The sequence below is a fragment of the Serratia sp. EWG9 genome (genome assembly GCF_019913725.1).
Lineage (GTDB): Bacteria > Pseudomonadota > Gammaproteobacteria > Enterobacterales > Enterobacteriaceae > Serratia > Serratia ureilytica.
The window spans coordinates 29,274-55,691 of record NZ_JADNRO010000005.1 but is presented as its reverse complement, the minus strand read 5'-3'; the positions used below and the strand labels follow the sequence as shown (position 1 = coordinate 55,691).

Here is a 26,418-nt window from a genome sequence, read left to right as displayed (position 1 = left end):
GGTTTTTGCCCGCGTTTTCAACCGGTACAGATTATTCTGCTTGTGCACCCCGCACCTTCCCTTCTAAGGTTGAATTATCGAATATTCAGGCAAACAACGGGCCCCGCGCCCGTTCTGACACCTCCGTCGGCGCGCTGCGCACGGCGGCAGAGTAACCCCACGGGAGTTGAACGATGAAGAAGCCGCATGCCGGATTCTGGCTGGCGACGCTGGGGCTGGGCGTCTGCTGGCTGCTGGCGCTGCTGACTCGCGATCGGCTCAACGGCATACTGCTGGCCGGTGCGGCGCTGGCGCTGATCTTTACCCCCGCCGCCCGCCGCAAGGGCGCCGCCCTGGCCGCCTTGGGCGGCATCGGCATGGATGGTCTGTGGAGCTACAGCGGCGTGCTGCATTACAGCGGGCAACACGGCCTGCCGCTCTGGACCATCGCGCTGTGGATCGGCTTCGGCTGCTGGTGGTATTGGCTATTGGACGTGGTCAGAGCGGCGCCCTGGCCGCTGGCGGTATTGGGCGCCGCCCTCGGCCCCTTCGCCTACGCCGTGTCCTGGAAACTGGACGCCCTGCTGCCCGGCATGCCGCCGGAGTTCATGCTGCTGCTGCTGGCCATCGGCTGGTCGATTTATCTGCCAGCCGTCAGTTGGCTGCAGTGGAAACAGCAAGGCCATTGAACGGCTTTCGGCCGCCGGAAAAATAATGCCGCAGGCCATTGCTTATCGGTTGCCCGATCGGGTTTACTGAGCGTTCTAATAATAATCATTCCCACAGAATACAATCCTATGCTTAGCCAACAAAGCCGTAGCGTCCTGCCGTTGATCGGGGCGTTGTTCACGTTATATATCGTTTGGGGTTCCACCTATTTCGTCATTCGTCTGGGCGTCGAACAGTGGCCGCCGCTGATGATGGCCGGGATTCGCTTTCTGCTAGCCGGCATCGTGCTGTTCAGTTTCCTGGCCTGGCGCGGCCACGCGCTGCCGACGCCGAAGCAGTGGCTGGCCGCCGGCGCCATCGGCATTCTGCTGCTGGCGGTGGGCAACGGCCTGGTGACGGTGGCGGAACACCAACACGTGCCGTCCGGCATCGCGGCGGTGATGGTGGCGACGGTGCCGCTGTTTACCCTCTGCTTCAGCCTGCTGTGGGGCATGCGCAACACCAAGCTGGAATGGGCCGGCATCGCGCTCGGGTTGGTGGGCATCGTGCTGCTTAATACCGGCAACAACCTGGTGGGCAATCCGACCGGCGCGCTGCTGATTTTGCTGGCGTCGGCCAGCTGGGCCTTCGGATCGGTGTTGGGATCGCGCATCTCGCTGCCGGCCGGGCCGATGGCCGGGGCGGCGGAGATGCTGGTCGCCGGCGTGGTGTTATTGGCAGCCAGCCAGCTGAGCGGCGAGCGCCTCGTTCAGATGCCGAGCACCGGCGGCTTTCTGGCGCTGGGCTATCTGATCGTCTTCGGTTCGATGCTGGCGATCAGCGCCTATATGTTCTTGTTGAAGAACGTGCGCCCGGCGGTCGCCACCAGCTATGCCTACGTCAACCCGGTAGTGGCGGTGCTGCTCGGTATCGGTTTTGCCGGTGAATCGCTGGCGCCGCGCGAGTGGCTGGCGCTGGTGATCATCGTGGCGGCGGTGGTGCTGGTGACGCTGGGAAAATACCTGTTCGCCCGCCCGGCCAACGTACAGGCCATCGACTGCGAACGGCGATGATCACAAAGGGCGGTCTGCGGGCCGCCGTTAAAAACGATTCTTGTTTCACCCGGCGAAGGGGCTATAATTCCCGCTGTTCCAAGCAACCTGCGAAATTATTCCTATGCTGAAAAAAGCGTTCGTCATCGTCATCGCCCTGTGCGCCTTCGGTTCTCTGGGCGGCGTATTCCTCGCCGGGCTGAACATCTACACCCGTTCCACCACCCCGCACGAAGAAAGCGCGCCTACCGGGGATACCGCCGCCACGCCGGCGCAAACCGAAACCCTTCAGGCCAAGTGATCGTCCATCCAACGCTGGCAGCGCTGCTGTAAAAAGCGCTGCAGCTGCCTGACGCGTTCCGACACCTGCGAACGATGCGGGCAGACCAGATTGATCGGCACCGCGTCGCTGCGCCATTCCGGCAACAGTTGCACCAGCCGCCCGGCGTGAATGTCGGCCGCCACGTCGATCGCCGACTTGCGCACCACGCCGTGCCCCGCCAGCGCCCAGCGCCGCGCCACCTCGCCGTCATCGGTAAAATAGCTGCCGTTCAGCGGCACTTCGACCCCCTCCTCACCGCGCCACAGCCGCCATTCCACCTGCCGTTTGCCGCTGGGCTGATACACCAGAATGCTGTGCCGAACCAGATCGGCCGGCGTTTGCGGCGCGCCGTGACGCCGCAGGTAATCCGGGCTGGCGCAGATCAACCGCCGATGCTGCGGCAAGATCGGCAGCGCCACCAGCGAAGAGTCGGCCAGCGGCCCGAAGCGCAATGCCACGTCCACCGGTTCGCGGAACAGGTCGGCCTGCCGATCGTTGATCAGAAGCTGCAGCTGAATATGCGGATGCTGCAGGCGGAACTCATCCAGCCAGCAGAGCAGCAAATTGCGGCCAAAATCCGACGGCGCGGAAATCTGCAGCACCCCGGACAGCCCCTGATGCTTCTCGCGGATCGCCTGCTCTCCTTCGGCTAACGCGCCCAGCGCCAGGCGCGCGCTGTCGAGATAGCGAGCCCCCTCCTCCGTTAACCTCAGGCTGCGGGTGGAGCGCACCAGCAGCCGCGCGCCCAACTGCTGCTCCAGCCTTTTCACCGCAATGCTGGCCGCCGCCGGCGTCATATCCAGCGCGCGCGCCGCGGCGGAAAAACTGCCGCCGTCCACCGTGCGGACAAACACCTCGAGATCGACAAATGAGGTCATGTATTTCCCTTCTTAGAGAGCCGGATTCACGGCGTATCGGATTGACGATAAAACGCCCAATTGTTATGATTAGATCATAATAAATGGAGCTTTGATCAATGGATGAACACAACGGACTGGACTACATCCTTAGCCTGCATGGCACGCGGGTCAATCGTGAGGATGGCTATTGGTGGAAAATCGAGGCTTGGACGGTGACCCAAACGGCCTTTATCCCTCACGGCATCCGTTACAATTTGACCTTGCATGATAACCACAATACCCGGGTTTTTGGCATAGACAACGCGCATGCCATTAAAACACCCCGCAAAGGTAAATTTTCGGGCCGCGTCGTTTACGATCACCAACATGACTCCCCGACGGACAAAGGCTCACCCTACGAGTTTCATTCCGCCTATCAGTTGGTGGAAGATTTTTTTATCCGGATAGACGAAGTCATACGCAAGAGAGAAAACCGAGGTTGATGATGAAAGCACTGATTGGCGTGATGCCTGAAGAACTGATTCGCAAGCGCACACTGGCGATCGCAAAAGGGGAATACCAGCCACAGGAACGTGAGCCCAAAGTGTGGTTTACGTCGATGATTGCGCTGGCCCAGGTGCTCAGCAACGAGAATATTGCCCTGCTGCGTCTGATCGACACTGCCCGCCCCGAGACCATCAGCCAGTTGGCCGAACTGTCGGGGCGCCAGGTCAGCAATCTGTCCACCACGCTGAAAACGCTGAGCGGGCACGGCCTGGTGGCACTGGAAAAACAGGGGCGTTCAGTGAAACCCCGAGCGCTGTTTACCGATTTCGAAATCATCGTGGATCAGAAGCTAAACGCCCGCTTTAGCGCGGCATGATCTTTAATATTTATTAATAAGTGTTTATCAGTAAGGCCGATTGTTAGGTGATTTTCAATCAGGAAAGATAGATCCCGTTGAAACTTACCTAAAAAGAGGCCTTAACATGACGATTCCTGACTCCCCCCTGAAACGACAAAAGCTGGTGATCCTGGGCGGCACCAGCGGCATTGGCGCCGCGGTGGCCTACGCGGCGGCGGCGCGCGGCGCTGAAGTGGTGCTGGCTTCGCGCCGCCTTCCCCACGCCGGGGAGAAAAACGACGCGCTGCATCTGATGCAGGCCGATCTGACCGATGAAGCGTCGCTGCATGCGCTGTTTGCCGCCGTCGGCGCTTTCGACCATCTGGTGATCACCGCCGGGCCGCTGGTGCAGGCGAAACCGCTGGCGGAGACTGCTTTTGAGCAGGCGCAGGCCGACTTCAACGTCAAATTCTGGGGCAGCTTGCGCGCGGTGCAGGCCGCGCTGCCGACGCTGGCGCCGCAGGGCTCCATCACTCTGACCTCCGGCCAGCTGTCGCGCAAATACCTCGGCGGTCAGTTGATCAAAACCGGCATCAATGCCGCGCTGGAAGCGGTCGGTAAACAGCTGGCGAAGGAACTGGCGCCGCGGCGGGTGAACGTGGTCAGCCCCGGCATCACCGCCACCGAAGCCTACGGCGGCATGGGCGCCGCGCAGCGTCAGGCGCTGTTCGAGCGCGTGAGCGTCAGTCTGCCGGTCGGCCGGATCGGCCAGGCGGCCGACGTCGCAGCGGGTTACCTGCTGGCGATGGAGAACGGTTTCGTCACCGGCAGCGTGATCGACATCGACGGCGGCGGCCTGCTGTAACGGCGGCTAGAGCGCCGTTACGCCCTGTGCGGCTGCCTGCTGCTCCAGCACGGTGATAATCTGGTAAGCCGAGCGCGGCACCAGGCTGAAATCGCCGATCAGCAGGCGGTCGCTGACCGCCTCATCCAGCATCGCTCGGGCGCCGGCGCGCAGGATGTCCACCTGTTCCGGCGGCGTGCCGGCTGCGGTGATCAGCGGCAAACCCGGCACCGCCGCCGTGCGGCCGATGATTTTCAGCCCCTCCAGCGCCTGCGGCTGCGCGCGGCGCAGCAGTTCCATGCTGATGGAGTCGATGGCGGCGATATCCGCCTGCCCGCTGCGGATCAGTTTCAGCGACTGATAATGCGCCCCGGAGGCGATAGCTGCACCGAAGAATTTCCCGTCCTGCGCCAGCGGCGCGATCAGCGCGCGTAAGCCGTTGTAGCCGGACTGGGAATCGGTGCTGTTATACGCCACCGTCCGGCCGCGAAAATCCGCCAGCCGTTCGCCGGAGTCGCCCGCGCGCACCACCAGCCAGCTGCGGTAATTAGGCCCGTCGCACCCTTCCACCCGATAATGATAGGTTCCGATCAGCTGCACCTGCGGCAGGCTGCTGACCAACGGATAACCACAGGTTTGGCTGAGCAAGAGATCCTCGCGCCGCCAATGCTGCGCCAAATCGTCCGGCCAGCTGAGCCGTTCCGGCGCCGCCGGCAGCCCCAGCCGCAGCAGCTTGCCGCGCAAGACCTGCCAGAAAGCGTCGGCCTGCTCCCGGCCAACGCCGTACATCGGTAGAGACACCTGCATCATTTCCCCCTTACCCCGCCGGAGTGGCCGCCAGCGTATGCTGACGCCAGGCGGTGAGATAACGCACCCAACGTTCGAACAGCATATCGGTGATAATAGCCAACAACGCCACAACCGCCGCGCCCTGGATCACATAGGCGGTGTTAAACCCGGTTAGGCCGATGATGATCGGCGAACCGAGCGTTTTGGTACCGACGGTGGAAGCGATGGCCGCCGTGCCGATGTTGATGATCACCGACGTGCGGATCCCGGCGACAATCACCGGCGCCGCCAGCGGCAGTTCAACCCGCCACAGTATTTGCCAGGCGCTCATCCCCACGCCGCGGGCGATCTCGCGCGTGGCGGGCGGCACCGATTCGATGCCCGCCAGCGTGCCCTGCAGGATCGGCAGCAAGCCGTACAGCACCAGCGCGATGATCGCCGGCTGCTCGCTGAAGCCCATCACCGGCACCGCCACCGCCAACACCGCCACCGGCGGGAAGGTCTGCCCCACCGCCACCACCGTTTCCAGCAGCGAACGAAACTCCCGGCCGCCGCGTCGGGTCACGGCGACGCCCGCCGCCACGCCGAGAGCCACCGCAATCAGGCTGGAGATCGCCACCAGCGACAGGTGCGCCCCCACCAGCGCGATAAAGCTGTCCTGCTGATAAATGGGCCGGTCCAGATCGGGGAACCAGGCGGCAAACAGACCGCGCAGATGATCCATACCGAACACCAGCGCCAACAGCAGCGCCAGCGTCCAGGGCAGCGGATCGCGCAGCAGGCGCCAGAGACGCCCGCTCATGACAGCGCCTGCCCGGCGATCAGATCGTGGAAGTGCAGAACCCCCAACGCTTCGCCCCGTTCATCCACCACCGGCAGGCAGTCGCTGCCGCGCGCCACGAACACCGATAGCGCCTCGCGCAGGCTCATGGCAGCGGCGATCGGTTCGCCCCCGGCGACACCGGGCCGCACCCGCTCCGCCACCGTCCCCAGCGACAGCAGCTTGATGCCGCGATCGCTGCGCCCGAAGAAGTCACGCACGAAGTCGTTGGCCGGGGCGGTCAACAGCGTCAGCGGCGTGCCCTGTTGTACCACCCGCCCCTGATCGAGCAGCACCAGACGATCCGCCAGGCTCAACGCCTCGTCGATGTCGTGCGTCACCAGCACAATGGTACGGCCCGAGATCTGATGAATACGCGCGATTTCCGCCTGCAGCGCCGCGCGGGTGACCGGATCCAACGCGCCGAACGGTTCGTCCATCAACAACACCTCGGGATCGGCGGCGAGCGCGCGCGCCACCCCCACCCGCTGCTGCTGCCCGCCGGAAAGCTGGTGCGGGTAGCGACGGCGAAACAGATCCGGCTCCAGATGCAACAGCTCCAGCAGCTCGGTCACCCGATCGCGAATGCGCGCACGCGGCCATTTCAGCAGCTGCGGCACGGTGGCGATGTTCTCCTCCACCGTCCAATGTGGAAACAGGCCGATCGATTGGATCGCATAACCCATGCGCCGCCGCAGATCCTGCGGTTTAAACGACTGGATCTCTTCGCCGGCAAAGAGAATCTTGCCCCGATCGTGTTCGATCAGGCGGTTGATCATTTTTAACGTCGTGGACTTGCCGGAACCCGAGGTGCCGATCAACACGGTGAATTCGCCCTCGGCGATGTGCAGCGTGAGATCGTCCACCGCCGGCTTGCCCTGAAAAATTTTGCTGACTTGCTCAAAGTGAATCATCGGCGCGATACGTCCAGGATTGAAACCCAAAATTTAAACAGCGAATCGACGATGACCGCCATCATGACCACCGGGATCACCCCCAGCAGAACCAGATCCAGCGCGCTGCTGAGCAGCCCCTGAAACACGATGGCGCCAAAGCCGCCGGCGCCGATCAGCGCCGCCACCACCGCCATGCCGACGGTTTGCACCGCCAGGATGCGCACGCCGGTCAGGAACAGCGGCAACGCCAACGGCAGCTGCACGCGCAGGAAGATCTGCCCGCGCGTCAGCCCCATGCCGGTGGCGGATTCAATCACCCCGGCCGGCACGCTCTGCAGCCCCGCCACCACGCTGCGCACCAGCGGCAACAGCGCGTACAGCACCAGCGCCACGATCGCCGGCGCCATGCCGATGCCGCTGACGCCGTGTTCCGCCAGCCAGGGCACCGCCGCCGCCAGCCCCGCCAGCGGCGCGATCAGCAGGCCGAACAGCGCGATGGAAGGCACGGTCTGGATAATGTTCAGCGCGGAGAAGATCGGCCTCTGCCAGCGCTCGGAGCGAAAACACAGCACCCCGAGCGGCACGCCGATCGCCAGCGCCGGCGCCATCGTCGCCAGCAGAATGGTCAGGTGCTGCAGCAGCGCGGCGTCAAACACCTCCTGCCGATTGTGGTACTCCTTCAGCAGCGACAGCTGATCGAGCTGATGGCCGAACAGCAGCAGCGCCGGCGGCACCAGCACCAGCGCGTTGCCGAGCATTCGCCGCAGGTGCGACGCGGTGAGGCGCGTCATCGCGTCGGCGGCGATCAGCAGGCTCAGCGCCATCGTCAGCCAGGCACCGCTGCCCCAAGAGGTGCGCGCCAGGCGCGATCCCTCCTGCGCCAGGCGTTCAGCGGCCTGTCCGCCGATCCAAAAGACCAGCGTCAGCACCCCGCAGGCGGCCAGCGCCGTCAACAGCGCACGCCCCCGCGTCGGCGGCAACAGGCTGAGGATCGCCAACGCCGCCAGCGGCAACAGCAGCCACAGCGCCGGGCCGTGCAACAGGGAGAATAAGGACAGGCTTTTACCCGACAGCAGACGATTGGGGGCATAACTGAGGAACGGCAGGCCGAAGGCGGCCAGCAGCAACAGCACGAACAGCGTTAACAACACGCGATGTTTTACGGCAATAGTCAAAGAAACTCTCCGGCGCCATCGGTTTTCCCCCTCTTCCGTAGCAAGAGGGGGCACCTCGGCGTTATCCCTTAACAAATCCTTTCTCTTTCAGGTAAGCGGCCGCCACCTGTTTGGCGTCCTGGCCTTCCACGGCGATCTGCGCGTTGAGCTTTTGCAGCGTCGGCCCATCCAGCGAGGCGAACACCGGTTTCAGCAGTTCAGGCAGATTGGCGTGCGCTCTCAGCGCCGCTTCACGCACGATCGGCGCCGGCGCGTAGATGGGTTGTACGCCTTTCGGGTCCGCCAGCGTCTGCAACCCCAGCGCCGCCACCGGGCCATCGGTGCCGTAGGCCATCGCCGCGTTGACGCCGGAGGTCTGCTCCGCCGCGGCCTTGATAGTCACCGCCGTGTCGCCGCCGGCCAATGACAGCAGCTGATCCTGATTCAGCTTGAAACCGTAGGCGTTCTGGAACGCCGGCAGCGCATCCGGCCGCTCGATAAACTCCGCCGAGGCCGCCAGCTTGAACTTGCCCCCGCCGTTAATCCACTTGCCGAGATCCGCCAGCGTTTTGAGATGGTTGGCGTCCGCCACGTCCTGCCGAATGGCGATAGTCCAGGTATTGTTGGCCGGCGCCGCGTCCAACCAGACGATTTTGTTTTTGTCGTAGTCGAGCTGTTTCACCTTCTCGAAGCCGGCCTGGGCGTTCTTCCATGCCGGATCTTTCTCATCGGAGAAGAAAAACGCGCCGTTGCCGGTGTACTCCGGGTAAATGTCGATCTCGCCGGAGGTAATGGCGCCGCGCAGCACCTTGGTAGTGCCGAGCTGCAGTTTGTTGGTGGTTTTGATGCCGTTGGCTTCCAGCACCTGCACGATGATGTTGCCGAGCAGCGAACCTTCGGTATCGATCTTGGAGCCGACGCGTACCGAGTCGGCCGCCTGCGCCAGACCGCCGGTGGCCAGCAGAGCCAGCGCGACGGCAAAGGAACGTCCGCGTGATAAGGTGATTGCCATACTTTTCCTCTGGTTATATGTTTTCCGGCTCATGGGCCAGTTCGGTTGGAAAATCCTGAGAAACGCGCTTCCAGCGCGCAATAAATTTTTTCTTCGGCCGGGCACCGCGTTCCTCCCGCCGTTCGCCGGCGCTCAGTGGATGCACGCCGACGTCGATCGGCGTCAGCGCGTAATCGCGCAGCCACTCGCCGTAGCCTTGCGCGACAAATCCCTGGCTGCGGCGCTGATACGCTTCGCGTTCCGCCAGATAGACTTCACGCAGGCCATACCAGGGCAGGCCGGGCAGATCGTGATGCACTAAATGGTAGTTCAGATTGAGAAACAACAGCCGCCACGGCCAGCCCGCCTCATTAATAATAGAACGTGCCTGCGGTGCGTCCACGGCGCGATGCTCAAAAAACGATCTTACCTTGGTCAGCGCCAGCGCCGGATAGCTGATGGCCAACAGGTAAAACGCCGTACCGATACCCTGCGCCTGCAGCCAGTGCAGCAGCGCCGCCAACAACGACAGGTGCACCAGCCACATCGCCCAGGCGCGCCATGCGCCACCGGCAAGCGCCTTCACCGCCGCGGCCAGGGTCGCGGCGATATCCAGCGCCGGGCCGAGGAGCACCCGGCCGATCAGCGTATTGCGCACCGCGGCCAGCAGCGGCAACAGGCGGGGATAACGCCGCCACTGCGCGGCGCTGAAGTAGTAACTTTCGGGATCTTCGTGCGGATCGGTCAGGTGTTCATTGCGATGGTGGCGCAAATGCGAATCGCGATACAGCCCATAGGGATACCACACCGCCAGCGGCAACAGGCCGAACAGCTGATTGACGCGCGGCCGGCGCGTCGGATGGCCGTGGATCAGCTCATGCTGCAGCGACATATACCCGGTGGCCAGCAGGATCAGCAGCGGCGTGCCAAGCCACGGGCCCAGCGCCTGCCAATAATGCGCCACGCCAAACCAGCCGCCGTACACCGCCGCCATGATCCCCCAGGTGGGCAGTTCCAGCCGCCAGTGCCAACGCTGATAAAGCCGCCGGATCCGGTCGCGTTGTTCGGGGTGCAAATAGTGGGCGTGGGACATGCTGCGGCTCGCGGTTGGGGATTTTCCCCCAGTATCCGTGAGCCGCAGTGACGTTCAAAATAACGAAAATGGCAAAGCTAAGTGAAAATTCAGCGGGTTGCGTACGCGTCAAAGCGAAAAAACGGGCCGCGCAGGCGGTGATATCTGTCAGTTAAACCTGACTGGCATTTTTTATCCCATCTTTGTGTGTTTTGTGTAGCCTGAATTGCCGTAAATGTTCCGCATTTATCTGTTACTACAATGAACGGCAATTGGAGGGGCCGAAGGCGCGGCCCCTCCACCCGCGCCTTCGCTTAACACCGTCTGTCCGCTACGCGGATACCCTCGCCGCGTCTGCATTGTCGGGCGGGTCGGCTACGACAAACGTCCCTGTTAGTCTCGCCTCAACGGCCTTCCCTGGCCGGTTGCCCCTGACAACGCCGTCTTGCTCGGCAGCCGGTGATGCACGTCAAAGGTCAACACCCGAGCTGGCAGCTACCGGGCAACCCGTACTTTATGAGGTTATAGCAGAGAAGAGGAATCGGAGATGAGCACGGTATTGGACGCCCTTGAAGACGCCGAACGCAGGCATAGCGCATTAGGCGAAACCGCCATGGACGGCGGTTTCAGGTGAGACAGGCAGGGACGCCTGTCGCAACCGGCCTCAATGCGGTATGGCGGAGGGAGGACAAATCTGCCTGGAGCAGATTTGAACGCTGCTTGCAGCGGCCCCGAAGGGGCGAGGCCCAGGGATGGGCTGAGTAACGTTGGCAAAGCCAACCGTCTGATAGGGCAAAGGCGCGGGTTGCCAGGGGCCGCGCCTTCGGCCCCTGGCTCGGTCGAGGTGCGGGAGTCTCATGATGCACCTCTCATTTATCGACCGAAAACGTCACGAGTACTTCAAAAAAACGCTAACTGACAAGCATTGGCCGCGCAAGCAGCCCGTCGGTCACATCCCTTTAGGGAACGAAATCGAGCACCACGGCGTTGAACAACGCGTATTCAGTGGCGCTGGCCATCGGTGGAAACTGCGCGCGCTGCACCGCCGCGTTGGCCGCCGCGCACAGCGGCGCATCGCCTCTTACGATCTTGCTGCTCGCCAGTTTCCCGTCCGGCCGCAAACGGATGCTGATGGTGCAGCGTTGGCCGCGCGCATGCTCCGGCAAACGCAGCTCGCGGCTCACCGCGTTATGCACCCGCACCGGATAGCTGAGCGGCGCCGCAACCGGCGCCTCGGCCTGCGGCGACGGCAAGGGGGTGCCGGCCTGACGCCCGGCGCCCGCGCCGCAGCCGCTCAACAGTAACAGCGCCAACAGGCTTAGTGTCTTTTTCATTCCCTATGTCCTTATTGGGGATTAATCTTTATCGAGCGCCCTTACTGCGCCGCTGGGTAAGCCTCACCGTCATCTGCGTAACGCTGCAGCCGCTCGCGCCACCACTTGGCCGCCAGGCCGCTGGCGCTTTCCCGCCAGCCGAAGTAGGCGATGTCGCTGCAACGTTCCGATTCGACGCGTTTCGCCACCAGTTCGCCGCTGTTCAGGTAAGGTTCCGCCAAGGCGCGCGGCAGATAGCCGCAGCCCAGCCCGGCCAACTGCGCCTGCAGTTTGGCGTCGAAGCCGAAGACTGTCAGCGTGTCTTGCTCTTCCAGCAGGTTCAGGCTCTGCGGCGCGTTGACGCGCGAGGTATCGCGCACCACCACCGCCCGGTGCTGACGGATCTCATCCTTCGGCAACGGTTCCGGCAGTGCGGCCAGCGGATGCTGCGGCGCGACGGCGAACACGTAATCCAGCTGCCCCAGGCGGCTGAACGCATAGCCCACCCGCGACGGCGGCTCGCAGATGGCGCCGATGATAATGTCGGCGCAGCCGTAAACCAGCGACTCCCAGGAGCCGGCCAGCACCTCGTGGCTGAAGCGCAGCCGGGTATGGTGATGCTGCCGGTAGAACTCTTCTATCAGCGGCAACAGGCGGGCAAACGGGAAGGAGGCGTCGATCCCGAGCGTGATCCCGCTTTCCCAGCCGTTTTCGACATAGCGCGCCTGCTGTTCCAGATCCTGCGCCGCGCGCAGCAGCACCCGCCCTTTTTCCAGCATCAGCTTGCCGGTATCGGTGAACTTCGCCCGATGGCCGGAGCGATCGAGCAGGGTGATGTCGAGATCGTTCTCGAGCTTTTGCACCATATAGCTCAGTGCCGAAGGGGTTTTAAACAGTGCGGCGGCCGCGGCGGCGAAAGATCCGTGCCGGTCCAGCGCGTCCAAAATCAGCAGCGCTTCCAGGTTTAATCTCATGTTTTCTCCCGTGTATAAAAAAACTCAACAAGTCGGCAAAAATTCTGCGGTATCTTTGAAATCGCCCTCTGCCTACCATGGGTTTTATCGGCGTTACACTCATCAGATGTTCAACCGAAATATCACTGGGAAGGTAAATTATGTCCAAGTTTCAACTGCTTGATAAAGACAACTCCGCACTGATTTTTATCGATCATCAACCGCAAATGGCCTTCGGCGTGGCTAATATTGATCGTCAGCAACTGAAAAACAACGTTGTTGGTTTGGCGAAGGCAGGCAAGATTTTCAACGTTCCTACCCTTTTCACCTCGGTCGAAACCGAAAGCTTCAGCGGCTATATCTGGCCGGAGCTGCTGGCGGTACACCCTGAAATCACCCCGATTGAACGCACCTCGATGAACTCCTGGGAAGACGCGGCCTTCGTCAAAGCCGTGGAAGCCACCGGCCGCAAAAAGCTGGTGATCTCCGCGCTGTGGACCGAAGTGTGCCTGACCTTCCCGGCGCTGATGGCGCTGGAAGCCGGCTATGAAGTGTATGTGGTGACCGACACCTCCGGCGGCACCTCCGTCGATGCGCACGAGCGCTCGATCGATCGCATGGTGCAGGCCGGCGCCGTACCGGTGACCTGGCAGCAGGTGCTGCTGGAGTACCAACGCGACTGGGCGCGCAAAGACACCTACGACGCGGTGATGGCGCTGGTGCGCGAACACAGCGGCGCGTACGGCATGGGCGTCGACTACGCTTACACCATGGTGCACCACGCACCGGCCCGCACGGTGAAATAATTCCCCCTGCCCCGGCCCCGCGCCGGGGTATTTTCAGGAGTCGGTTTTATGGCCCATCCGCAGCATGTCACGCTGGTGATCACCCACCGTTTGGCGCCGGGGAACGAGCAGGCCTATGAGGCCTGGCTGAACCGCATCATGCCGGACGCCGCGGGCTTCACCGGCCATCTGGGCGTCAACGTCATCCGCCCATCCGACAGCGAACAGGCCTATACGGTGCTGGTCCGCTTCGACAATGTCGATAATCTCTACCGCTGGCTCAACTCGCCGCTGCGCAAGCAATACATCGAAGAAGTCACTCCGCTGTTGCTGGAGAATGACCATATCGAGATCCGCCCCGGCGCGGAGTTCTGGTTTACCCCGCCCAACCCCGGCGTGCGCCAACCGCCCCAGTGGAAGCAGTTCATCATCACCCTGCTGGTGATCTTCCCTTCCACCAATCTGGTGCCCTGGTTTTGGGGGCTGGCGCTGCCGCAGTTGAACGGCACGCTGCTCGGCCATTTTCTCAATGACGCCACCGTGGTCGCTCTGGTGGTGTACCTGTGGATGCCCATCGTGACTCGCGTTTTTCATCAATGGCTGATCCGCCGCTAGGCGGTTCGCCGGGAGAATGTTATGAACCACCACGCTTCATTGATCCTCACCAACGGCAAATTTCACACCGTTGACCGCCAAAACCTCACCGCGCAGGCGGTCGCCATTCACGACGGCAAGTTTCTGGCGGTCGGCAGCGAAGCCGAAGTCATGCAACACGCCGGGCCGGAAACCCAGGTGATCGATCTGCACGGCCACACCGCCATTCCGGGCCTGAACGACTCGCACCTGCACCTGATCCGCGGCGGCCTGAACTACAACCTGGAGCTGCGCTGGGAAGGCGTGCCTTCGCTGGCCGACGCGCTGCGCATGTTGAAAGAGCAGGCGCTGCGCACGCCGAGCCCGCAATGGGTGCGGGTAGTCGGCGGCTGGACCGAGTTCCAGTTTGCCGAACGCCGCATGCCGACGCTGGACGAAATCAACCAGGCGGCGCCGGACACGCCGGTATTTATTCTGCATTTATACGATCGCGCGCTGCTCAACCGCGCGGCGCTGAAGGTAGTCGGCTACACCAAAGACACGCCGAACCCGCCGGGCGGGGAGATCCAGCGCGACGCCAACGGCAACCCGACCGGCATGCTGATCGCCAAACCCAACGCCATGATCCTGTACGCCACGCTGGCGAAAGGGCCGAAGCTGCCGCTGGAACAGCAGGTCAACTCCACCCGCCAGTTTATGCGTGAGCTGAACCGCCTCGGCCTCACCAGCGCCATCGACGCCGGCGGCGGTTTCCAGAACTACCCGGAGGATTATCAGGTGATCGCCGAGCTGCACGAGAAAAAGCAGCTGACCATCCGCATCGCCTATAACCTGTTCACCCAGCGGCCGAAGCAGGAACTGGAAGACTTCGAGCTGTGGACCGACATGCTCAAGCCGGGCCAGGGCACCGACTTCTATCGCCACAACGGCGCCGGCGAGATGCTGGTGTTTTCCGCCGCCGACTTCGAAGACTTCCTGCAGCCGCGTCCGGATCTGCCGCCGGGCACCGAAGACGAACTGGAGCGGGTGGTGCGCCATCTGGTCGAGCACCGCTGGCCGTTCCGCCTGCACGCCACCTATGACGAATCCATCAGCCGCATGCTGGACGTGTTCGAGAAGGTGAACCGCGATATTCCGTTCAACGGCCTGCACTGGCTGTTCGACCACGCCGAAACCATTACCGAACGCAATATTGAGCGCGTCAAGGCGCTGGGCGGCGGCATTGCGGTCCAGCACCGCATGGCGTTCCAGGGGGAATATTTCGCCGACCGCTACGGCATCGAAGCCACCAAACATACGCCGCCGGTAGCGAAAATGTTGGCGGCCGAGCTGCCGGTCGGGCTGGGCACCGACGCCACCCGCGTCGCCAGCTACAACCCGTGGACGGCGCTGTACTGGCTGGTCTCCGGCCGCACCGTCGGCGGCATGGCGATGTACGACGACAGCGCCCGGCTGGATCGCGAAACGGCGCTGATGCTGTGGACCCAGGGCAGCGCCTGGTTCTCCACCGAACAGGGCAAGAAAGGCCAGATCAAGGTCGGCCAACTGGCGGATTTGGCGGTGCTGTCGCAGGACTACTTCAGCGTGCCGGAAGAGCAGATCAAAGGCATCGAGTCGGTAATGACGGTGGTGGACGGCAAGGTAGTCTACGCCGCCAGCAGCTTCTCGCCGCTGGCGCCGCCGCCGCTGCCGGTGCTGCCGGAGTGGTCGCCGGTCACCCAGGTGCCGGGCCATTACCGCTCCGCGCCGCCGTCGGCGGCGGCCCGCGTCGGGGTAGTGAGCCAGGCGCACCAATGCTGCGGCCCGTGCGGCGTGCACGCGCACCAGCATGACATCGCGCGCCGCTCCAGCATCCCGGTGTCGGACGAGAATGCCTTCTGGGGCGCGTTCGGCTGTTCGTGTTTCTCGTTCTAAGTTATCAAGCCAATAACTTATTATAAAATTAATTTAATAAGCTATTAAGCTAACAACATAATAAATTAATGGCGCTGTCCGCGGAGAGCGCCATTTCCTTTTCAATCGCGGTTGATCTCCAGCCAGCGCCGCTGCTCGGCGGAGGCGGCTATCGCGTCCAGCACGCACGACACCTTCCAGCCCTCTTCAAAGTCCGGCCACATGCGATCGCCCGCGGCGATGCCGTTGACCAGATCGCGGATCTCCACCGTCTTCTGATCGTTAAAACCAATGCCGTGCCCGGCGCTGATGCAAAACGCCGCATAGTCCGGGTGCTTCGGCCCCACCAGCAACGTCTTGAACCCCTGCCGCTCCGCCGGTTCATCGTGTCGATACAGCTTCAGTTCGGCCATCCGTTCCTGGGTATAACTCAGCGTGCCTTTGGTGCCGGTAACCACATAGGTCAGCCCCATCTTGCGCCCGCAGGCGATGCGCGACGTTTCGATAGTGCCCATCGCCCCGCCGGCGAAACGCAGCAGCGCACTGGCCTGATCTTCGTTTTCCACCGGATGCATACGCGACGGGTCTTGCGGATCCGGCCGCTGTTTGATCACGGTCTGCATATCGCCAGAGACCGCCACGATATCGCCCACCAGGTAGTGCGCCATATTGACGATGTGCGCCGCCAGATCCCCCAACGCGCCCAGCCCGGCGCTGGCGCGGCGGCAGTGCCAGTCGATCGGCGTGCGCGGGTCGGCCAGGTAATCCTCATTGTGGGTGCCGTAAAAATGCACCACCTCGCCGATTTCGCCGTTGGCGATGATCTCGCGCGCCAGCTGGCTGGTGGGGTTTTTCATGTAGTTGAAACCGACCAGCGTTTTCACCCCCTTGGCGCGGGCGGCCTGCACCATCTCCGCCGCGTCGGCGGCATCCAGCGCCAGCGGTTTTTCCGAATACACGTGCTTGCCGTGGCGGATCGCCGCCAGCGCCATCTCTTTGTGCAAGAAGTTGGGGGCGCAGATGTCCACCACGTCGATCGCCGGATCGGCCACCAGCTGCCGCCAGTCGCCGGTCGAACGCGCAAAGCCGAACTCGGCCGCGCGCTGCGCCGCCAGCTCGGGCGTCACCTCCGCCAGCATCTCCAGCACCAGATCCCCTTTAAGGGGAAATACCGTGGGGGCCTGCGCATAAGCGATAGCGTGACAACGCCCGATATAGCCGGTGCCGATTAACCCAACGCGTACCTGTTTCATCATCCTCTCCCGTGACCGAAATCTTGCCTGAAACCCGGCGCCCTGAGTGAAACGCGCCAGCTGATAACGGTTTTATATGGAATATAAATTTCAATAACAAGCGCACGGAAAAAGAAAGTTCGGATTCGTGATGTCGTTCATGAAACGTTGACAGGATGATGCAAAAAGGAAAATCCGAACGCGGCGTTGCCGTATCCGGATAAGTTAAAATGAATCATTTATTTCATATTACGGTAAACCGTTGGCACCGTGCTGAACGTAGCCAGGGCGTTGCAGCAGGCGCTGCTGATAGGCCGCCAGCGCCGCATACTCCGGCCGCTCGAACGGCGTCATCAGCCAGCGGTTGAGCGACAGCCCCAGCACCACGTCCGCCAGCGTGAAGGCGGCGCCGGCGGCGTAAGGGCCGTGCTGCGCCAAATGCGCATCCAGCAAGCCCATCAGCCGATTCCACTCGCGCTCGGCGGCGGCCAGGCTGGCGGCATCCTGGTAATCCGCATGCCCGCGTACGCGCGACATGAACACATAGCGCCAGGCGCCATTCAGATCGGTGGCCTGCCAGTCCATCCACATCTCCACCGCCGCGCGCGCGCCGGGTTCCTGCGGCAGCAGATCGCGGCGCCCTTCCCGCCCCGCCAGATAGCGGCAAATGGTGTTCGACTCCCACAGCACCCGTGCGCCGTCGATCAGCACCGGCACCAGGCCGTTGGGATTGAGCGCCAAAAACTCGGGTTCCTGCGTGGAGCGAAAGCCGCTGCCCCAGTCTTCCCGTTCCAGCGTCAGCCCCAGCTCATGGCTGGTCCACAGCACTTTACGCACGTTGATCGATGAGGCTTTGCCCAATAATTTCAGCATCCGCTTTCCTTATTCTCTCCAGAACGGTTTATACCCTTCTCGCCAGGCATCCGCCCGCGTCAGGCCGATATCCGCCAGTTGCCTGTCGTTCAGCAGCAGTAACTCTCTGCGCGTTCTGCGACGCAACAAATACCAACGCCAGCGTGACCAGCCTACCCGTCGCCACGGCGTCATGCCATCAAACAGAGCCATCTTATTATTCCCCCTGATGTTTTCGCCTTGTTGTGATGATGCGCGCCGGGCAAAAACAATACAGATGCACGTTAGCGCTATTTTTTTCATACAGCTGCATGCCAAAATGCGCTGAATGGTTTACTTTTGAGGCATCTGTACCGGTTTTTCAGTTACTTTTCCTGATGAGGGATATCTGTATGACACGCTACGCCACGCTGGCCGCCATTCTCAGCCAACGCATTCAGCAAGGGCTGTATCCGGTCGGCCACCGCTTGCCTTCGGTGCGCGCGCTGAGCCTGGAACACGGCGTCAGCATCAGCACGGTGCAACAAGCCTACCGCCTGCTGGAAGAACGGCGCCTGGTGGAAGCGCGACCGAAATCGGGCTACTTCGTGCATGCGCAGCGCACGCAGGCCGAGCTACCCGCCATGACGGCACCGACGCAGCGGCCGGTGGACATTTCGCAATGGGAACAGGTGCTGGAACTGGTGCGCACCCGGCCGCGCGAGGGCCTGATCCAACTGGGGCGCGGCATGCCGGACATCGCCGAGCCGACGATGAAACCGCTGATCGTCGCCCTGCGCAACGCCGCCCGTCACGGCGACTTACGCAGCCTGTATTACGACAGCATCCAAGGCGTGACCGCGCTGCGCGAACAGGTCGCTCGCCTGCTGCTGGATTCCGGCTGCCAAATCGGCGCCGATCAGTTGCTGATCACCACCGGCTGTCAGGAAGCGATCTCCGCCGGGCTGCGCGCCGTTTGCCAACCCGGCGACATCGTGGCGGTCGATTCCCCCTGTTTCCACGGCACCATGCAAACGCTGAAGGGATTGGGCATCAAAGCGCTGGAAATCCCCACCGATCCGCTGACCGGCGTGAGCCTGGCGGCGCTGGAGATGGCGCTGGAACAGTGGCCGGTCAAGGCCGTCCTGCTGACGCCCAACTGCAACAACCCGCTGGGCTACATCATGCCCGACGCCCATAAACAGCGGCTGCTGACGCTGGCGCAGCGCCACGACGCGGCGATCATCGAGGATGACGTTTACGGCGACATCGCCTATCACTACCCGCGGCCGCGCACCATCAAATCGTTCGACGAAGATGGCCGCGTGCTGCTGTGCAGCTCGTTTTCCAAAACGTTGGCGCCGGGGCTGCGCGTGGGCTGGATCGCGCCCGGCCGTTATCTGGAGCGGGTGCTGCACATGAAGTTCATCGGCTCCGGCGCCACCGCCACGCAGCCGCAGCTGGCGATCGCCGACTTCATCCGCGGCGGGCACTATCTGAAGCACCTGCGGCGCATGCGCGCCCGCTACCAGCAAAACCGCGACCGCATGACCGATCTGATCCTGAAATACTTCCCGGCCGGCACCCGCGTCAGCCGGCCGCGCGGCGGTTTTATGCTGTGGATCGAACTGGACGAGGCGTTCGACACCCTGCGGCTGAACCGCCATCTTGAACAGCAAGGCGTGCAAATCGCCGTCGGCAGCATTTTTTCCGCCGCCGGCAAGTACCGCAACTGTCTGCGCATCAACTATGCGCCGACGCTGACGACGGAGATCGAACAGGCGGTACAACGGGTCGGCGCCACCATCCAGGCGCTGATGCCGAGCGACAGTTTGGCGCAATCGGATTAAATCTTGACGCGATCGGATTATCGGCACACGGACAGGTTGTTTTAGAGTAATGCCTTCTCTTACCACTGGCAGGCAACAACCATGAGCAGCGATCAAATTCCGGTTTCCAACGCGTTGGCGGTGCGCCTCGCGGCGCAAGGCGTCGATCTCGAACGGGTCGGTCAGTTGGCCGGCTTGCCCGCCGGGCTGCTCAGCGAGCGGCGCGTAAAAGTGCGGTTGACCACCCAGCAGTTCTTCGCCGTCTGGCGCGCCCTCGCCCAACTGAGCGACGATCCCGCCTTTGGTCTGCGGCTGGGCGGCGACGTCGCGCCAGAGCATTACGATATCGCGTCGGTCGCCGCACTGCACTCCGCCACGATGGGCGAGGCCCTGCGTAAAGTCGCGCGCTACAAACGGTTGGTGTGCCCGGAAGAACTGATGCTGGAGGAAGATGGCGACAGCGTTCGGCTGCATACGCGTTGGACGATGATTGAGGACCATACGCCGGAATTGCTGATAGACACCATGTTCGCCTCTATCACCACCCTGTGCCGCCGTGGCACCGGTTTACCGCTGCAGCCCAAGGCGCTTGAAGTGACCCGCCGTCGCGATCCCCACTCACCGCTGCTGCGCCACTTCGGCTGCCCGGTGCGATTCGACGCGCCGCTGGACGTGCTGGTATTTGACCGTGCGCTGATGCAGCAGCCGCTCATCACCCACGACCAGGACATGCTGGCGCTGCTGCTGCCGGAGCTGGAAGCCGAGTTGGCCGAAGCGCGCGCCGAGCAAGACTTGCCCACACAGGTGATGACGATCCTCGGCCGCAGCATGCGCGGCCAGCGCCCCAGCGTCAACAGCGTGGCCGCGGAGCTCTATCTCAGCCCACGCACGCTGCAGCGCCGTCTGCAACGGCACGGCTACAGCTACCAGCAGTTGTTGGACAAAACCCGCCACCGCACCGCCTGCCGCTTGTTGGCGGAGACCGATCTTGAGCCAGGGGAAATCGCCTTTGTGCTGGGATTCGAAGAGCTGAATTCGTTCAGCCGCGCCTTTATTCAGTGGGAAGCGCTGACGCCCAGCCGCTGGCGCATGCAGCGCACCGCCGGCCAGTGGGAGAACAGAGCATGAAAGTGATTATCTTCGGCGCCAGCGGCATGGTGGGCCAGGGCGCGCTGCGGGAATGCCTGCGCGATCCGCGGGTCAGCGAAGTACTCAGCATCGGCCGTCGCCCGGTGGCGCAAAGCCACGCCAAACTGCGCCAGCTTTCTGTGCCCGATCTGCATGATCTGTCGGCGCTGGAGCCGCAGCTCGCCGGCTATGACGCCTGTTTCTTCTGCCTGGGGATTTCGTCCGCCGGCCTGAGCGAAGCCGAGTATCGCGCGGTGACTTACGATCTGACGCTGGCCGCCGCCCGCCCGCTGGCGAGGCTGAATCCGACGATGGTCTTCCTCTACGTTTCCGGCGTCGGCACCGACAGCAGCGAACGCGGCCGCAGCATGTGGGCCAGGGTCAAGGGCGCCACCGAAAACGCGCTGCTGGCGCTGCCGTTCCACGCGGTGATGTTCCGCCCCGGCGCCATTGTGCCGCTGCACGGCATTCGCTCCAAAGTCCGCGCATACGATCTGATTTATCGGCTGTTCAAGCCGCTGTGGCTCGGCGCATTGCGACTGTTTCCCGCGCAGGTGAGCAGCACCGAACGAATCGGGCTGGCGATGCTGGCGGTGGCGCGCCGGGAAACGGCCTTGCGCATCCTGGAGCCGCCGCAGATCAATCAACTGGCGACGCGCTGAAATACCGTCATCAACCGCGCCGCCGCCAATACTCCGCCACCCGGCGGCGCAGATGCTCGATGCCCTGCGGATGCTCAATAAACTGCGCCACCGGCATCATCCGCCAGCGCTGGCCTTCGTCGCCGAAGCGAATGGCGGCGATCTGCGCCGGGGCGATCTCGCCGGCCATAAACCAGGTCGGCGGGGAGCCGGGCAAAATGCCGGCGTAGCGCCGGCGCCAGACAACCTGGTGTTCGGCGATCGTCACGCCGAACTCTTCCCGCGTTTCCCGCTGCACGCACTGCAGCGGCGTTTCGCCGTTTTCCCGCCCGCCGCCGGGCAGATCCCACTGACCGGGCCACGGAATGCCCGGCTTGTCGTCCCGTTGGTAAACCAGCAAGAGACCGTCGCACAGCAGCGCGATCTTGGCCCCGCCAAACGCCTCGTCCGTCATGATTTCTCCGCTCCCGGCCCCATCGCCTTTGACTGAACATCATACTTCATCCCCGCGCGCCTGGTGTATAGTGAAAATCCGTTTTCACAACAGGCGAACAATGACGATGAACTCTCCGTTTCTGGTGACTCCCCAATGGCTTGCGCAACATATCAACGATGAAAATCTGGTGGTGATCGACGTTCGGATGTCGCCGGTCGGGCTGACGCCGAAAAAAGATATGCTTGCCGAGTTCGAACGCGGCCATATCCCCGGCGCGGTCTATTTTGATATCGACGACGTGGCGGACAAAAACACCGCGCTGCCGCACATGTTGCCGACGGCGGCGGAATTCGCCGCGGCGGCGGGCCAATTGGGCATCAGCGAGCGCGATACCCTGGTGATTTACGACGAGGGCAACCAGTTCTCCGCACCGCGCGGCTGGTGGACTTTCCGCAATTTCGGCGCCGAGCGCGTTTATGTGCTGGACGAAGGGCTGAACGGCTGGACCGCGCTGGGGCAAGCGTTGGAAACCGGCCCGGCGCAGCCTGCCCCGCAGACGTTCAACGCCCGGTTCAACGCCGACGCGGTGGTGGATATGCGGCAAGTGGAGCAAGCGTTAGGCACGCCGGTGCAAATTCTCGACGCGCGCGCCGCGCCGCGCTTTTATGCCGAAGCGCCAGAGCCGCGCCCCGGGCTGCATCGCGGCCATATTCCCGGCAGCATCAACATTCCGTACGGCGAGCTGCTGGAAAACGGCCGCTTCAAATCATTGGAGGCGCTGCGCCAAACCTTCAGCGACAAGGGGGTGGACATCAACGGCCCAATCATCACCAGCTGCGGCTCCGGCGTGACGGCGGCGGTGCTGGCGTTTGGCCTTCTGTCGCTCGGCGCGCCGCAGGTCAAGCTGTATGACGGCGCCTGGAGCGAATGGGGCCAGCTGAGTGGCAAGCAGCCTATCGCCCAAGATTAAGTTTCGATCCGCTCGACCACGATCTGCGCCAGCCGCTGCACGGCGGCCGAAGGCTGATCCTCGGCGCGGTGCAGCACCACGCCGAGTTGGCCGAGAGCGGGCAGCAGATCGGGGGCCAGCGGCGACAGGCCGGGCGGCAAGCCCGCCGCCGTGCGCACCGTAACGCCCAACCCGGCGCTCACCGCCGCCCACACGCCGTTCAGGCTGCGGCTGCTAAAGGCGATGCGCCAGGGTATGCCGGCGCGATCCAGCGCCTGCGTCGCCGCGCTGCGCATCAGACAGGGCGCGTCAAACATCACCAACGGCAGCGGCTCATCCCCTTCTCGCCAGGGCGCCAGCGCGAAGCCGGGCGATGCAATCCAGTGCAACTGCCGCTGCCCCAGCGCCTGATGAAACGGCGTGCTCAGACCGCCATCCCACGCCAGCGACAGATCCAGCTGGCCTTTCAGCACCCAGTCGATCAGCTCGGCATTACGCGCGATGCGCGCCTCGATCCTCACCTTTGGATTGGCGCGCGCGAAGCTGCCCAACACCTGCGGCAGAAACGTCTCGCCGAAATCCTCCTGCAGCCCCAACCGCACCGTGCCCTGCAGATCCAGCCCACGCACCGCGGCGGCGGCTTCGTCATTAAGCTCCAGCAGACGGCGCGCGTAGCCAAGCAGAGTTTCCCCCGTCTCGGTCATCACCATGCCGCGCCCGGCCTTGCGCAGGATCGGCGCGCCAACCTGCTGTTCCAGTTTTTTCAGGTGGGCGCTGACCGCCGACGTCGAACGCCCCAGCCGTTCAGCCGCCTTGGCGAAGCTGCCCAGCTCGACGCCGGTGACGAAGCTGCGCAAATCCTCGAGATCGAACGTTATCCGCCCCATGCTGACCATCCTGATTTTCTGAACCATCAATCAAAATAATACCGATTTTACTGATAAAAATGGCGTGTCACGCGCTCCGGGTCAATGTCTTTCCGGAGAATCCTTATACTCGCGATGCAATACCGTTTTACCCTGCCCGCCGGTTCCGCCCCCTCTGTCCGCTCCCTTTGACCACACTGCGCTGCGGGTTGACAGCTCAATGTGATATTGATAATCATTATCAATATTGCATATTCATTTGCGGCTCGCGGGATGCGGGTCGCTCTCCGGGGTCAACCGTCATGTCGTCATCACCAATCACACCTTACGCCACCACCTGCTGCATCGTGGGAGGCGGCCCCGCCGGGCTGATGCTCGGCTATCTGCTGGCGCGGGCGGGGATCGACGTGACGGTGCTGGAGAAGCACGCCGATTTCCTGCGCGATTTTCGCGGTGACACCATTCACCCGTCGACGCTGGAAGTCATGCATCAACTGGGCCTGCTCGACGAACTGCTGACGCTGCCGCATCAGCGCGCGGAATCTCTGCACGCCGAAGTCGCCGGACGCGACATCAAGCTGGCGGATTTCACCCGCCTGCCGACGCGCTGCAAATTTATCGCCTTTATGCCGCAGTGGGAGTTCCTCAACTTTTTGGCCCAGCAGGCCGCCGCCTTCCCCAACTTCAGGCTGCTGACCTCAACGCAGGTTCACCAGCTGCTGTACGACCGCGGCCAGGTGTGCGGCGTGCTGGCCGACACGCCAGAAGGCCCGATCCGCGTGCGCAGCCAGTTGGTGGTCGGCACCGACGGCCGCAACTCGGTGGTGCGCGAACAGGCGGCGCTCAGCAGCCGATCCTTCGGCGCGCCGCGCGACGTATTGTGGATGAAGCTCAGCAAGCAGCCGGGCGATCCGGCCTGGTCGATGGGCCACACCGGGCCGAAACAGAACTTCATCATGATCGATCGCGGCGACTACTGGCAGTGCGGTTACTCGATCGACAAAGGCAGCTTCGATGCGATCCGCCACAGCGGGCTGGAGAAATTTTTACTGCACCTCGCTGAGGTGGCGCCGTTCCAGGACGATCGCCTGCAGGAGATCGTCGAGTGGGATCAGGTCAAACTGCTGAGCATTCGCATCGATCGTCTGGATCGCTGGGCCAAACCGGGAGTGCTGTGCATCGGCGACGCCGCGCACGCCATGTCGCCGATCGGCGGCGTGGGCGTCAACCTGGCGATTCAGGACGCGGTGGCCGCCGCCAACGCCCTGATCCCGCCGCTGCGCCAGCATCGGCTGCAGCTGAAGCATCTGCTGAGCGTGCAGCGCCGGCGCGAACTCCCCACTCGCGCCATCCAGTTTTTGCAGATCAAAATGAGCCAGCGCAAGCCGGGCGAACGCCGCGCGGCGGGCGGCTCGCGCTTGATCGCCCGCGTCGGTAACAGCCGCTGGCTGCCGCGCCTGTTCGGCCGCATCATCGGCCTGGGTTTTCGCCGTGAAACACCGCGGCATCTGTCCAACGAAACCTGCCCGCCGGAATAGCATTGGTGATTTTTTCATCGCGTCGTATAATGGTTAAATCGAACGATTTAATTAACTGGAGCGATTAAATGTACGCACTCACCGCGAACGAGGCCAAAACCCAATTCGGCGATTTGCTGCTCAAGGCGCAGCGTGAACCGGTGCAAATCAATCGCAACGGCAAACCGGTCGCCGTCGTCATGTCTGTAGAAGATTACCAGGCGCTGGAAGATCTCAAATTAAGCGCACTGCAGCAAAAAATCGCGCAGGCTACCGCCGAGGAAGACGCCGGTAAGGCGGTAGACGGCGATGCCTTCTTCAACCGTCTGCTCACCGATGAAACAGACTGAGATACCCGCGTTTCGCCTCACCCCGCAGGCCCAACAAGATCTGCTGGCTATTCGTCATTTCACCATCGAGCACTGGGGCCAAGCGCAATCTCGCCGCTATCTTGAGCAGTTGAGAGAGGTCATGCATCATTTGGCAGATATGCCGGAAGCGGGTAAAGCTCACTTCCACGATCTGGGCGAAGATATACGCAGTTTTCCTTACGCCAGCCATAGGATCTACTACCGCAACCGCCCTGCCGGCATCACCGTTCTCGCCATTCTGCATCAGGCGATGGTGCCTCACCGCCATCTGGAACAACGGCTGTAATTTTTCTTACTCAAAGGGGCACTGATGTTCACCGTTCGTCAGGCATTGCTGGAAGATTTAACGCAAGTGCGCGATATCGGCATCCGCACCTACCGCGCCCACTTCGGTGAGCTGTGGCGCTACCCGCACGAGCTGGAGGCCTTTCTGGCGGAGGATTTTTCCGTCTCCGCGCTGGAACGGACGCTGCGCGATCCCGACGTATGCTGGCTGTTGGCCCATGAGGATGACGCCCTCGTCGGCTATGCGCGGGTGAACTTCGACAGCCTGCTGGCACCAACCGAGCACATCGGCGCAGAGCTGCAGAAAATCTATTTTCTGCCGGGCCATGCCGGCAACGGCTATGGCCAGCGCCTGTACGAACAGGTGCAGCAGCGGGCTATCGACCGTCGGCAAAAAATGCTGTGGCTGGAAGTGCTGCAACGCAACACCCGCGCCCAACGTTTTTATCAGCGTCAAGGATTGAGCATTTGTGGCGAGACCTGCTACACCAGCGCCCAGGGCTCGATAGGCATTTGGTATATGAGCAAGGCGCTGTAACCGCGCC

The 26,418-nt window shown here is 62.7% G+C and carries 31 protein-coding genes; 17 read left to right on the top strand and 14 right to left on the bottom strand.

Going from position 1 to position 26,418, the window contains the following annotated elements; translation table 11 throughout:
- The first annotated feature begins 173 nt into the window (after nt 1–173).
- The 3 genes from ITX55_RS13015 to ITX55_RS13005 all read left to right on the top strand — a co-directional run bounded on the left by ITX55_RS13015 (nt 174) and on the right by ITX55_RS13005 (nt 1,980).
- Nucleotides 174–668, top strand: a complete 495-nt coding sequence (locus ITX55_RS13015; RefSeq protein ID WP_033642363.1) for a DUF2878 domain-containing protein — start codon at nt 174–176, stop codon at nt 666–668.
- 108 nt (nt 669–776) lie between these two features.
- Nucleotides 777–1,700, top strand: coding sequence for a drug/metabolite exporter YedA (gene yedA / locus ITX55_RS13010; protein WP_033650530.1), 924 nt, complete (start codon nt 777–779; stop codon nt 1,698–1,700).
- A 103-nt stretch (nt 1,701–1,803) separates the two neighbouring features.
- Nucleotides 1,804–1,980, top strand: coding sequence for a hypothetical protein (locus tag ITX55_RS13005; protein WP_223085121.1), 177 nt, complete (start codon nt 1,804–1,806; stop codon nt 1,978–1,980).
- Here the strand turns inward: ITX55_RS13005 and ITX55_RS13000 are convergent.
- Entirely contained in the window at nt 1,968–2,879 is a 912-nt protein-coding gene (locus tag ITX55_RS13000) for a LysR family transcriptional regulator (RefSeq protein WP_033642361.1), read from the bottom strand. The genes ITX55_RS13005 and ITX55_RS13000 overlap by 13 nt on opposite strands.
- 98 nt (nt 2,880–2,977) lie before the next feature.
- On the opposite strand from ITX55_RS13000, the gene ITX55_RS12995 reads away from it, so the two are divergent.
- The 3 genes from ITX55_RS12995 to ITX55_RS12985 all read left to right on the top strand — a co-directional run bounded on the left by ITX55_RS12995 (nt 2,978) and on the right by ITX55_RS12985 (nt 4,549).
- Nucleotides 2,978–3,343 carry a DUF6516 family protein gene (locus tag ITX55_RS12995; protein ID WP_108680333.1) on the top strand — a complete coding sequence of 122 codons (366 nt, stop codon included), beginning with the start codon at nt 2,978–2,980 and terminating at the stop codon, nt 3,341–3,343.
- Nucleotides 3,343–3,723 carry a MarR family transcriptional regulator gene (locus tag ITX55_RS12990; RefSeq protein WP_004939357.1) on the top strand — a complete coding sequence of 127 codons (381 nt, stop codon included), beginning with the start codon at nt 3,343–3,345 and terminating at the stop codon, nt 3,721–3,723. Before ITX55_RS12995 ends, ITX55_RS12990 begins: the two co-directional genes overlap by 1 nt.
- Nucleotides 3,724–3,829: 106 nt before the next feature.
- A complete protein-coding gene (locus ITX55_RS12985) occupies nt 3,830–4,549 on the top strand; it encodes an SDR family oxidoreductase (protein ID WP_033650527.1) in 720 nt (239 codons plus the stop codon).
- Nucleotides 4,550–4,555: 6 nt separating this feature from the next.
- Here ITX55_RS12985 and ITX55_RS12980 read toward each other — a convergent pair whose 3' ends face one another.
- The 8 genes from ITX55_RS12980 to ITX55_RS12945 form a co-directional block, all read right to left on the bottom strand.
- A complete protein-coding gene (locus ITX55_RS12980) occupies nt 4,556–5,317 on the bottom strand; it encodes a phosphate/phosphite/phosphonate ABC transporter substrate-binding protein (RefSeq protein WP_080273377.1) in 762 nt (253 codons plus the stop codon).
- A 28-nt stretch (nt 5,318–5,345) separates the two neighbouring features.
- Nucleotides 5,346–6,119 carry an ABC transporter permease gene (locus ITX55_RS12975; RefSeq protein WP_042783955.1) on the bottom strand — a complete coding sequence of 258 codons (774 nt, stop codon included), beginning with the start codon at nt 6,117–6,119 and terminating at the stop codon, nt 5,346–5,348.
- Nucleotides 6,116–7,051, bottom strand: coding sequence for an ABC transporter ATP-binding protein (locus tag ITX55_RS12970; protein WP_047572208.1), 936 nt, complete (start codon nt 7,049–7,051; stop codon nt 6,116–6,118). Before ITX55_RS12970 ends, ITX55_RS12975 begins: the two co-directional genes overlap by 4 nt.
- Nucleotides 7,048–8,208: an ABC transporter permease gene (locus ITX55_RS12965; RefSeq protein ID WP_072628081.1), complete on the bottom strand. Its 1,161-nt coding sequence runs from the start codon at nt 8,206–8,208 to the stop codon at nt 7,048–7,050. Before ITX55_RS12965 ends, ITX55_RS12970 begins: the two co-directional genes overlap by 4 nt.
- A 61-nt stretch (nt 8,209–8,269) precedes the next feature.
- Complete coding sequence (locus tag ITX55_RS12960) at nt 8,270–9,199, bottom strand: ABC transporter substrate-binding protein (RefSeq protein WP_223085120.1); 930 nt, start codon at nt 9,197–9,199, stop codon at nt 8,270–8,272.
- Nucleotides 9,200–9,212: 13 nt separating this feature from the next.
- Nucleotides 9,213–10,271, bottom strand: a complete 1,059-nt coding sequence (locus ITX55_RS12955; protein ID WP_108680332.1) for a fatty acid desaturase — start codon at nt 10,269–10,271, stop codon at nt 9,213–9,215.
- Nucleotides 10,272–11,209: 938 nt separating this feature from the next.
- Nucleotides 11,210–11,584, bottom strand: a complete 375-nt coding sequence (locus ITX55_RS12950) for a cell envelope integrity TolA C-terminal domain-containing protein (protein ID WP_033652687.1) — start codon at nt 11,582–11,584, stop codon at nt 11,210–11,212.
- Nucleotides 11,585–11,625: 41 nt separating this feature from the next.
- A complete protein-coding gene (locus ITX55_RS12945; RefSeq protein ID WP_108680330.1) occupies nt 11,626–12,537 on the bottom strand; it encodes a LysR substrate-binding domain-containing protein in 912 nt (303 codons plus the stop codon).
- A gap of 140 nt (nt 12,538–12,677) precedes the next feature.
- Between ITX55_RS12945 and ITX55_RS12940 the strand changes: the two genes are divergently transcribed.
- The 3 genes from ITX55_RS12940 to ITX55_RS12930 are packed head-to-tail and all read left to right on the top strand — an operon-like array spanning nt 12,678 to nt 15,809.
- Nucleotides 12,678–13,322 (top strand): hydrolase, encoded by a 645-nt coding sequence (locus ITX55_RS12940; protein ID WP_004939390.1) that lies wholly within the window; start codon nt 12,678–12,680, stop codon nt 13,320–13,322.
- 48 nt (nt 13,323–13,370) lie between these two features.
- Nucleotides 13,371–13,916: an antibiotic biosynthesis monooxygenase gene (locus tag ITX55_RS12935; protein ID WP_033652685.1), complete on the top strand. Its 546-nt coding sequence runs from the start codon at nt 13,371–13,373 to the stop codon at nt 13,914–13,916.
- 21 nt (nt 13,917–13,937) lie between these two features.
- Complete coding sequence (locus tag ITX55_RS12930; protein WP_108680329.1) at nt 13,938–15,809, top strand: amidohydrolase; 1,872 nt, start codon at nt 13,938–13,940, stop codon at nt 15,807–15,809.
- A gap of 101 nt (nt 15,810–15,910) precedes the next feature.
- On the opposite strand, the gene ITX55_RS12925 is transcribed toward ITX55_RS12930, so the two are convergent.
- The 3 genes from ITX55_RS12925 to ITX55_RS12915 all read right to left on the bottom strand — a co-directional run bounded on the left by ITX55_RS12925 (nt 15,911) and on the right by ITX55_RS12915 (nt 18,085).
- Nucleotides 15,911–17,041, bottom strand: a complete 1,131-nt coding sequence (locus ITX55_RS12925; protein WP_033642347.1) for a Gfo/Idh/MocA family protein — start codon at nt 17,039–17,041, stop codon at nt 15,911–15,913.
- Between the two features lie 228 nt (nt 17,042–17,269).
- Complete coding sequence (locus ITX55_RS12920; RefSeq protein WP_033642346.1) at nt 17,270–17,893, bottom strand: glutathione S-transferase family protein; 624 nt, start codon at nt 17,891–17,893, stop codon at nt 17,270–17,272.
- A 9-nt stretch (nt 17,894–17,902) separates the two neighbouring features.
- Nucleotides 17,903–18,085, bottom strand: a complete 183-nt coding sequence (locus ITX55_RS12915) for a DUF1127 domain-containing protein (RefSeq protein ID WP_071997827.1) — start codon at nt 18,083–18,085, stop codon at nt 17,903–17,905.
- A gap of 179 nt (nt 18,086–18,264) precedes the next feature.
- On the opposite strand from ITX55_RS12915, the gene ITX55_RS12910 reads away from it, so the two are divergent.
- From ITX55_RS12910 to ITX55_RS12900, 3 genes are all read left to right on the top strand, one after another.
- Nucleotides 18,265–19,701 (top strand): PLP-dependent aminotransferase family protein, encoded by a 1,437-nt coding sequence (locus ITX55_RS12910; RefSeq protein WP_089191352.1) that lies wholly within the window; start codon nt 18,265–18,267, stop codon nt 19,699–19,701.
- Between the two features lie 81 nt (nt 19,702–19,782).
- The gene (locus ITX55_RS12905; protein WP_033652681.1) at nt 19,783–20,808 is read left to right on the top strand and encodes an AraC family transcriptional regulator; all 1,026 of its coding nucleotides are present in this window, start codon (nt 19,783–19,785) and stop codon (nt 20,806–20,808) included.
- Nucleotides 20,805–21,470, top strand: coding sequence for an epimerase (locus ITX55_RS12900; protein WP_033652680.1), 666 nt, complete (start codon nt 20,805–20,807; stop codon nt 21,468–21,470). Before ITX55_RS12905 ends, ITX55_RS12900 begins: the two co-directional genes overlap by 4 nt.
- 10 nt (nt 21,471–21,480) lie before the next feature.
- On the opposite strand, the gene ITX55_RS12895 is transcribed toward ITX55_RS12900, so the two are convergent.
- Nucleotides 21,481–21,903, bottom strand: coding sequence for an NUDIX hydrolase (locus tag ITX55_RS12895; RefSeq protein WP_033652679.1), 423 nt, complete (start codon nt 21,901–21,903; stop codon nt 21,481–21,483).
- Nucleotides 21,904–22,009: 106 nt separating this feature from the next.
- Here ITX55_RS12895 and sseA point away from each other — a divergent pair, with 106 nt between their 5' ends.
- Nucleotides 22,010–22,855: a 3-mercaptopyruvate sulfurtransferase gene (gene sseA, locus ITX55_RS12890; RefSeq protein WP_033652690.1), complete on the top strand. Its 846-nt coding sequence runs from the start codon at nt 22,010–22,012 to the stop codon at nt 22,853–22,855.
- On the opposite strand, the gene ITX55_RS12885 is transcribed toward sseA, so the two are convergent.
- A complete protein-coding gene (locus ITX55_RS12885) occupies nt 22,852–23,721 on the bottom strand; it encodes a LysR substrate-binding domain-containing protein (protein ID WP_033642340.1) in 870 nt (289 codons plus the stop codon). The two genes, sseA and ITX55_RS12885, sit on opposite strands and share 4 nt — an antisense overlap.
- A 281-nt stretch (nt 23,722–24,002) precedes the next feature.
- Here ITX55_RS12885 and ITX55_RS12880 point away from each other — a divergent pair, with 281 nt between their 5' ends.
- From ITX55_RS12880 to ITX55_RS12865, 4 genes are all read left to right on the top strand, one after another.
- Nucleotides 24,003–25,238, top strand: a complete 1,236-nt coding sequence (locus ITX55_RS12880) for an FAD-dependent oxidoreductase (RefSeq protein WP_042783945.1) — start codon at nt 24,003–24,005, stop codon at nt 25,236–25,238.
- 68 nt (nt 25,239–25,306) lie between these two features.
- Nucleotides 25,307–25,567, top strand: a complete 261-nt coding sequence (locus ITX55_RS12875; RefSeq protein WP_016928576.1) for a type II toxin-antitoxin system Phd/YefM family antitoxin — start codon at nt 25,307–25,309, stop codon at nt 25,565–25,567.
- Entirely contained in the window at nt 25,554–25,874 is a 321-nt protein-coding gene (locus ITX55_RS12870; protein ID WP_232094302.1) for a type II toxin-antitoxin system RelE/ParE family toxin, read from the top strand. The genes ITX55_RS12875 and ITX55_RS12870 overlap by 14 nt, the downstream gene beginning before the upstream one ends.
- Nucleotides 25,875–25,898: 24 nt before the next feature.
- Nucleotides 25,899–26,411, top strand: a complete 513-nt coding sequence (locus tag ITX55_RS12865) for a GNAT family N-acetyltransferase (RefSeq protein ID WP_089191349.1) — start codon at nt 25,899–25,901, stop codon at nt 26,409–26,411.
- Nucleotides 26,412–26,418 lie beyond the last annotated feature (7 nt).

Excerpts from the sequence above, each read along its gene's own strand:
- ITX55_RS12875 (WP_016928576.1), top strand. The coding sequence starts at position 25,307 with ATGTACGCACTCACCGCGAACGAGGCCAAAACCCAATTCGGCGATTTG.
- ITX55_RS13000 (WP_033642361.1), bottom strand. The coding sequence starts at position 2,879 with ATGACCTCATTTGTCGATCTCGAGGTGTTTGTCCGCACGGTGGACGGC.
- ITX55_RS12865 (WP_089191349.1), top strand. The coding sequence starts at position 25,899 with ATGTTCACCGTTCGTCAGGCATTGCTGGAAGATTTAACGCAAGTGCGC.
- ITX55_RS12955 (WP_108680332.1), bottom strand. The coding sequence starts at position 10,271 with ATGTCCCACGCCCACTATTTGCACCCCGAACAACGCGACCGGATCCGG.
- ITX55_RS12960 (WP_223085120.1), bottom strand. The coding sequence starts at position 9,199 with ATGGCAATCACCTTATCACGCGGACGTTCCTTTGCCGTCGCGCTGGCT.
- ITX55_RS12935 (WP_033652685.1), top strand. The coding sequence starts at position 13,371 with ATGGCCCATCCGCAGCATGTCACGCTGGTGATCACCCACCGTTTGGCG.
- ITX55_RS12880 (WP_042783945.1), top strand. The coding sequence starts at position 24,003 with ATGTCGTCATCACCAATCACACCTTACGCCACCACCTGCTGCATCGTG.
- ITX55_RS12990 (WP_004939357.1), top strand. The coding sequence starts at position 3,343 with ATGATGAAAGCACTGATTGGCGTGATGCCTGAAGAACTGATTCGCAAG.
- ITX55_RS12885 (WP_033642340.1), bottom strand. The coding sequence starts at position 23,721 with ATGGGGCGGATAACGTTCGATCTCGAGGATTTGCGCAGCTTCGTCACC.
- ITX55_RS12905 (WP_033652681.1), top strand. The coding sequence starts at position 19,783 with ATGAGCAGCGATCAAATTCCGGTTTCCAACGCGTTGGCGGTGCGCCTC.
- ITX55_RS12900 (WP_033652680.1), top strand. The coding sequence starts at position 20,805 with ATGAAAGTGATTATCTTCGGCGCCAGCGGCATGGTGGGCCAGGGCGCG.
- ITX55_RS12980 (WP_080273377.1), bottom strand. The coding sequence starts at position 5,317 with ATGTACGGCGTTGGCCGGGAGCAGGCCGACGCTTTCTGGCAGGTCTTG.
- ITX55_RS12895 (WP_033652679.1), bottom strand. The coding sequence starts at position 21,903 with ATGACGGACGAGGCGTTTGGCGGGGCCAAGATCGCGCTGCTGTGCGAC.
- ITX55_RS13005 (WP_223085121.1), top strand. The coding sequence starts at position 1,804 with ATGCTGAAAAAAGCGTTCGTCATCGTCATCGCCCTGTGCGCCTTCGGT.
- ITX55_RS12975 (WP_042783955.1), bottom strand. The coding sequence starts at position 6,119 with ATGAGCGGGCGTCTCTGGCGCCTGCTGCGCGATCCGCTGCCCTGGACG.
- ITX55_RS12940 (WP_004939390.1), top strand. The coding sequence starts at position 12,678 with ATGTCCAAGTTTCAACTGCTTGATAAAGACAACTCCGCACTGATTTTT.
- ITX55_RS12985 (WP_033650527.1), top strand. The coding sequence starts at position 3,830 with ATGACGATTCCTGACTCCCCCCTGAAACGACAAAAGCTGGTGATCCTG.
- ITX55_RS12995 (WP_108680333.1), top strand. The coding sequence starts at position 2,978 with ATGGATGAACACAACGGACTGGACTACATCCTTAGCCTGCATGGCACG.
- ITX55_RS12930 (WP_108680329.1), top strand. The coding sequence starts at position 13,938 with ATGAACCACCACGCTTCATTGATCCTCACCAACGGCAAATTTCACACC.
- ITX55_RS12950 (WP_033652687.1), bottom strand. The coding sequence starts at position 11,584 with ATGAAAAAGACACTAAGCCTGTTGGCGCTGTTACTGTTGAGCGGCTGC.
- ITX55_RS12945 (WP_108680330.1), bottom strand. The coding sequence starts at position 12,537 with ATGAGATTAAACCTGGAAGCGCTGCTGATTTTGGACGCGCTGGACCGG.
- ITX55_RS12870 (WP_232094302.1), top strand. The coding sequence starts at position 25,554 with ATGAAACAGACTGAGATACCCGCGTTTCGCCTCACCCCGCAGGCCCAA.
- sseA (WP_033652690.1), top strand. The coding sequence starts at position 22,010 with ATGAACTCTCCGTTTCTGGTGACTCCCCAATGGCTTGCGCAACATATC.
- yedA (WP_033650530.1), top strand. The coding sequence starts at position 777 with ATGCTTAGCCAACAAAGCCGTAGCGTCCTGCCGTTGATCGGGGCGTTG.
- ITX55_RS13015 (WP_033642363.1), top strand. The coding sequence starts at position 174 with ATGAAGAAGCCGCATGCCGGATTCTGGCTGGCGACGCTGGGGCTGGGC.
- ITX55_RS12920 (WP_033642346.1), bottom strand. The coding sequence starts at position 17,893 with ATGCTGAAATTATTGGGCAAAGCCTCATCGATCAACGTGCGTAAAGTG.
- ITX55_RS12925 (WP_033642347.1), bottom strand. The coding sequence starts at position 17,041 with ATGAAACAGGTACGCGTTGGGTTAATCGGCACCGGCTATATCGGGCGT.
- ITX55_RS12970 (WP_047572208.1), bottom strand. The coding sequence starts at position 7,051 with ATGATTCACTTTGAGCAAGTCAGCAAAATTTTTCAGGGCAAGCCGGCG.
- ITX55_RS12910 (WP_089191352.1), top strand. The coding sequence starts at position 18,265 with ATGACACGCTACGCCACGCTGGCCGCCATTCTCAGCCAACGCATTCAG.
- ITX55_RS12915 (WP_071997827.1), bottom strand. The coding sequence starts at position 18,085 with ATGGCTCTGTTTGATGGCATGACGCCGTGGCGACGGGTAGGCTGGTCA.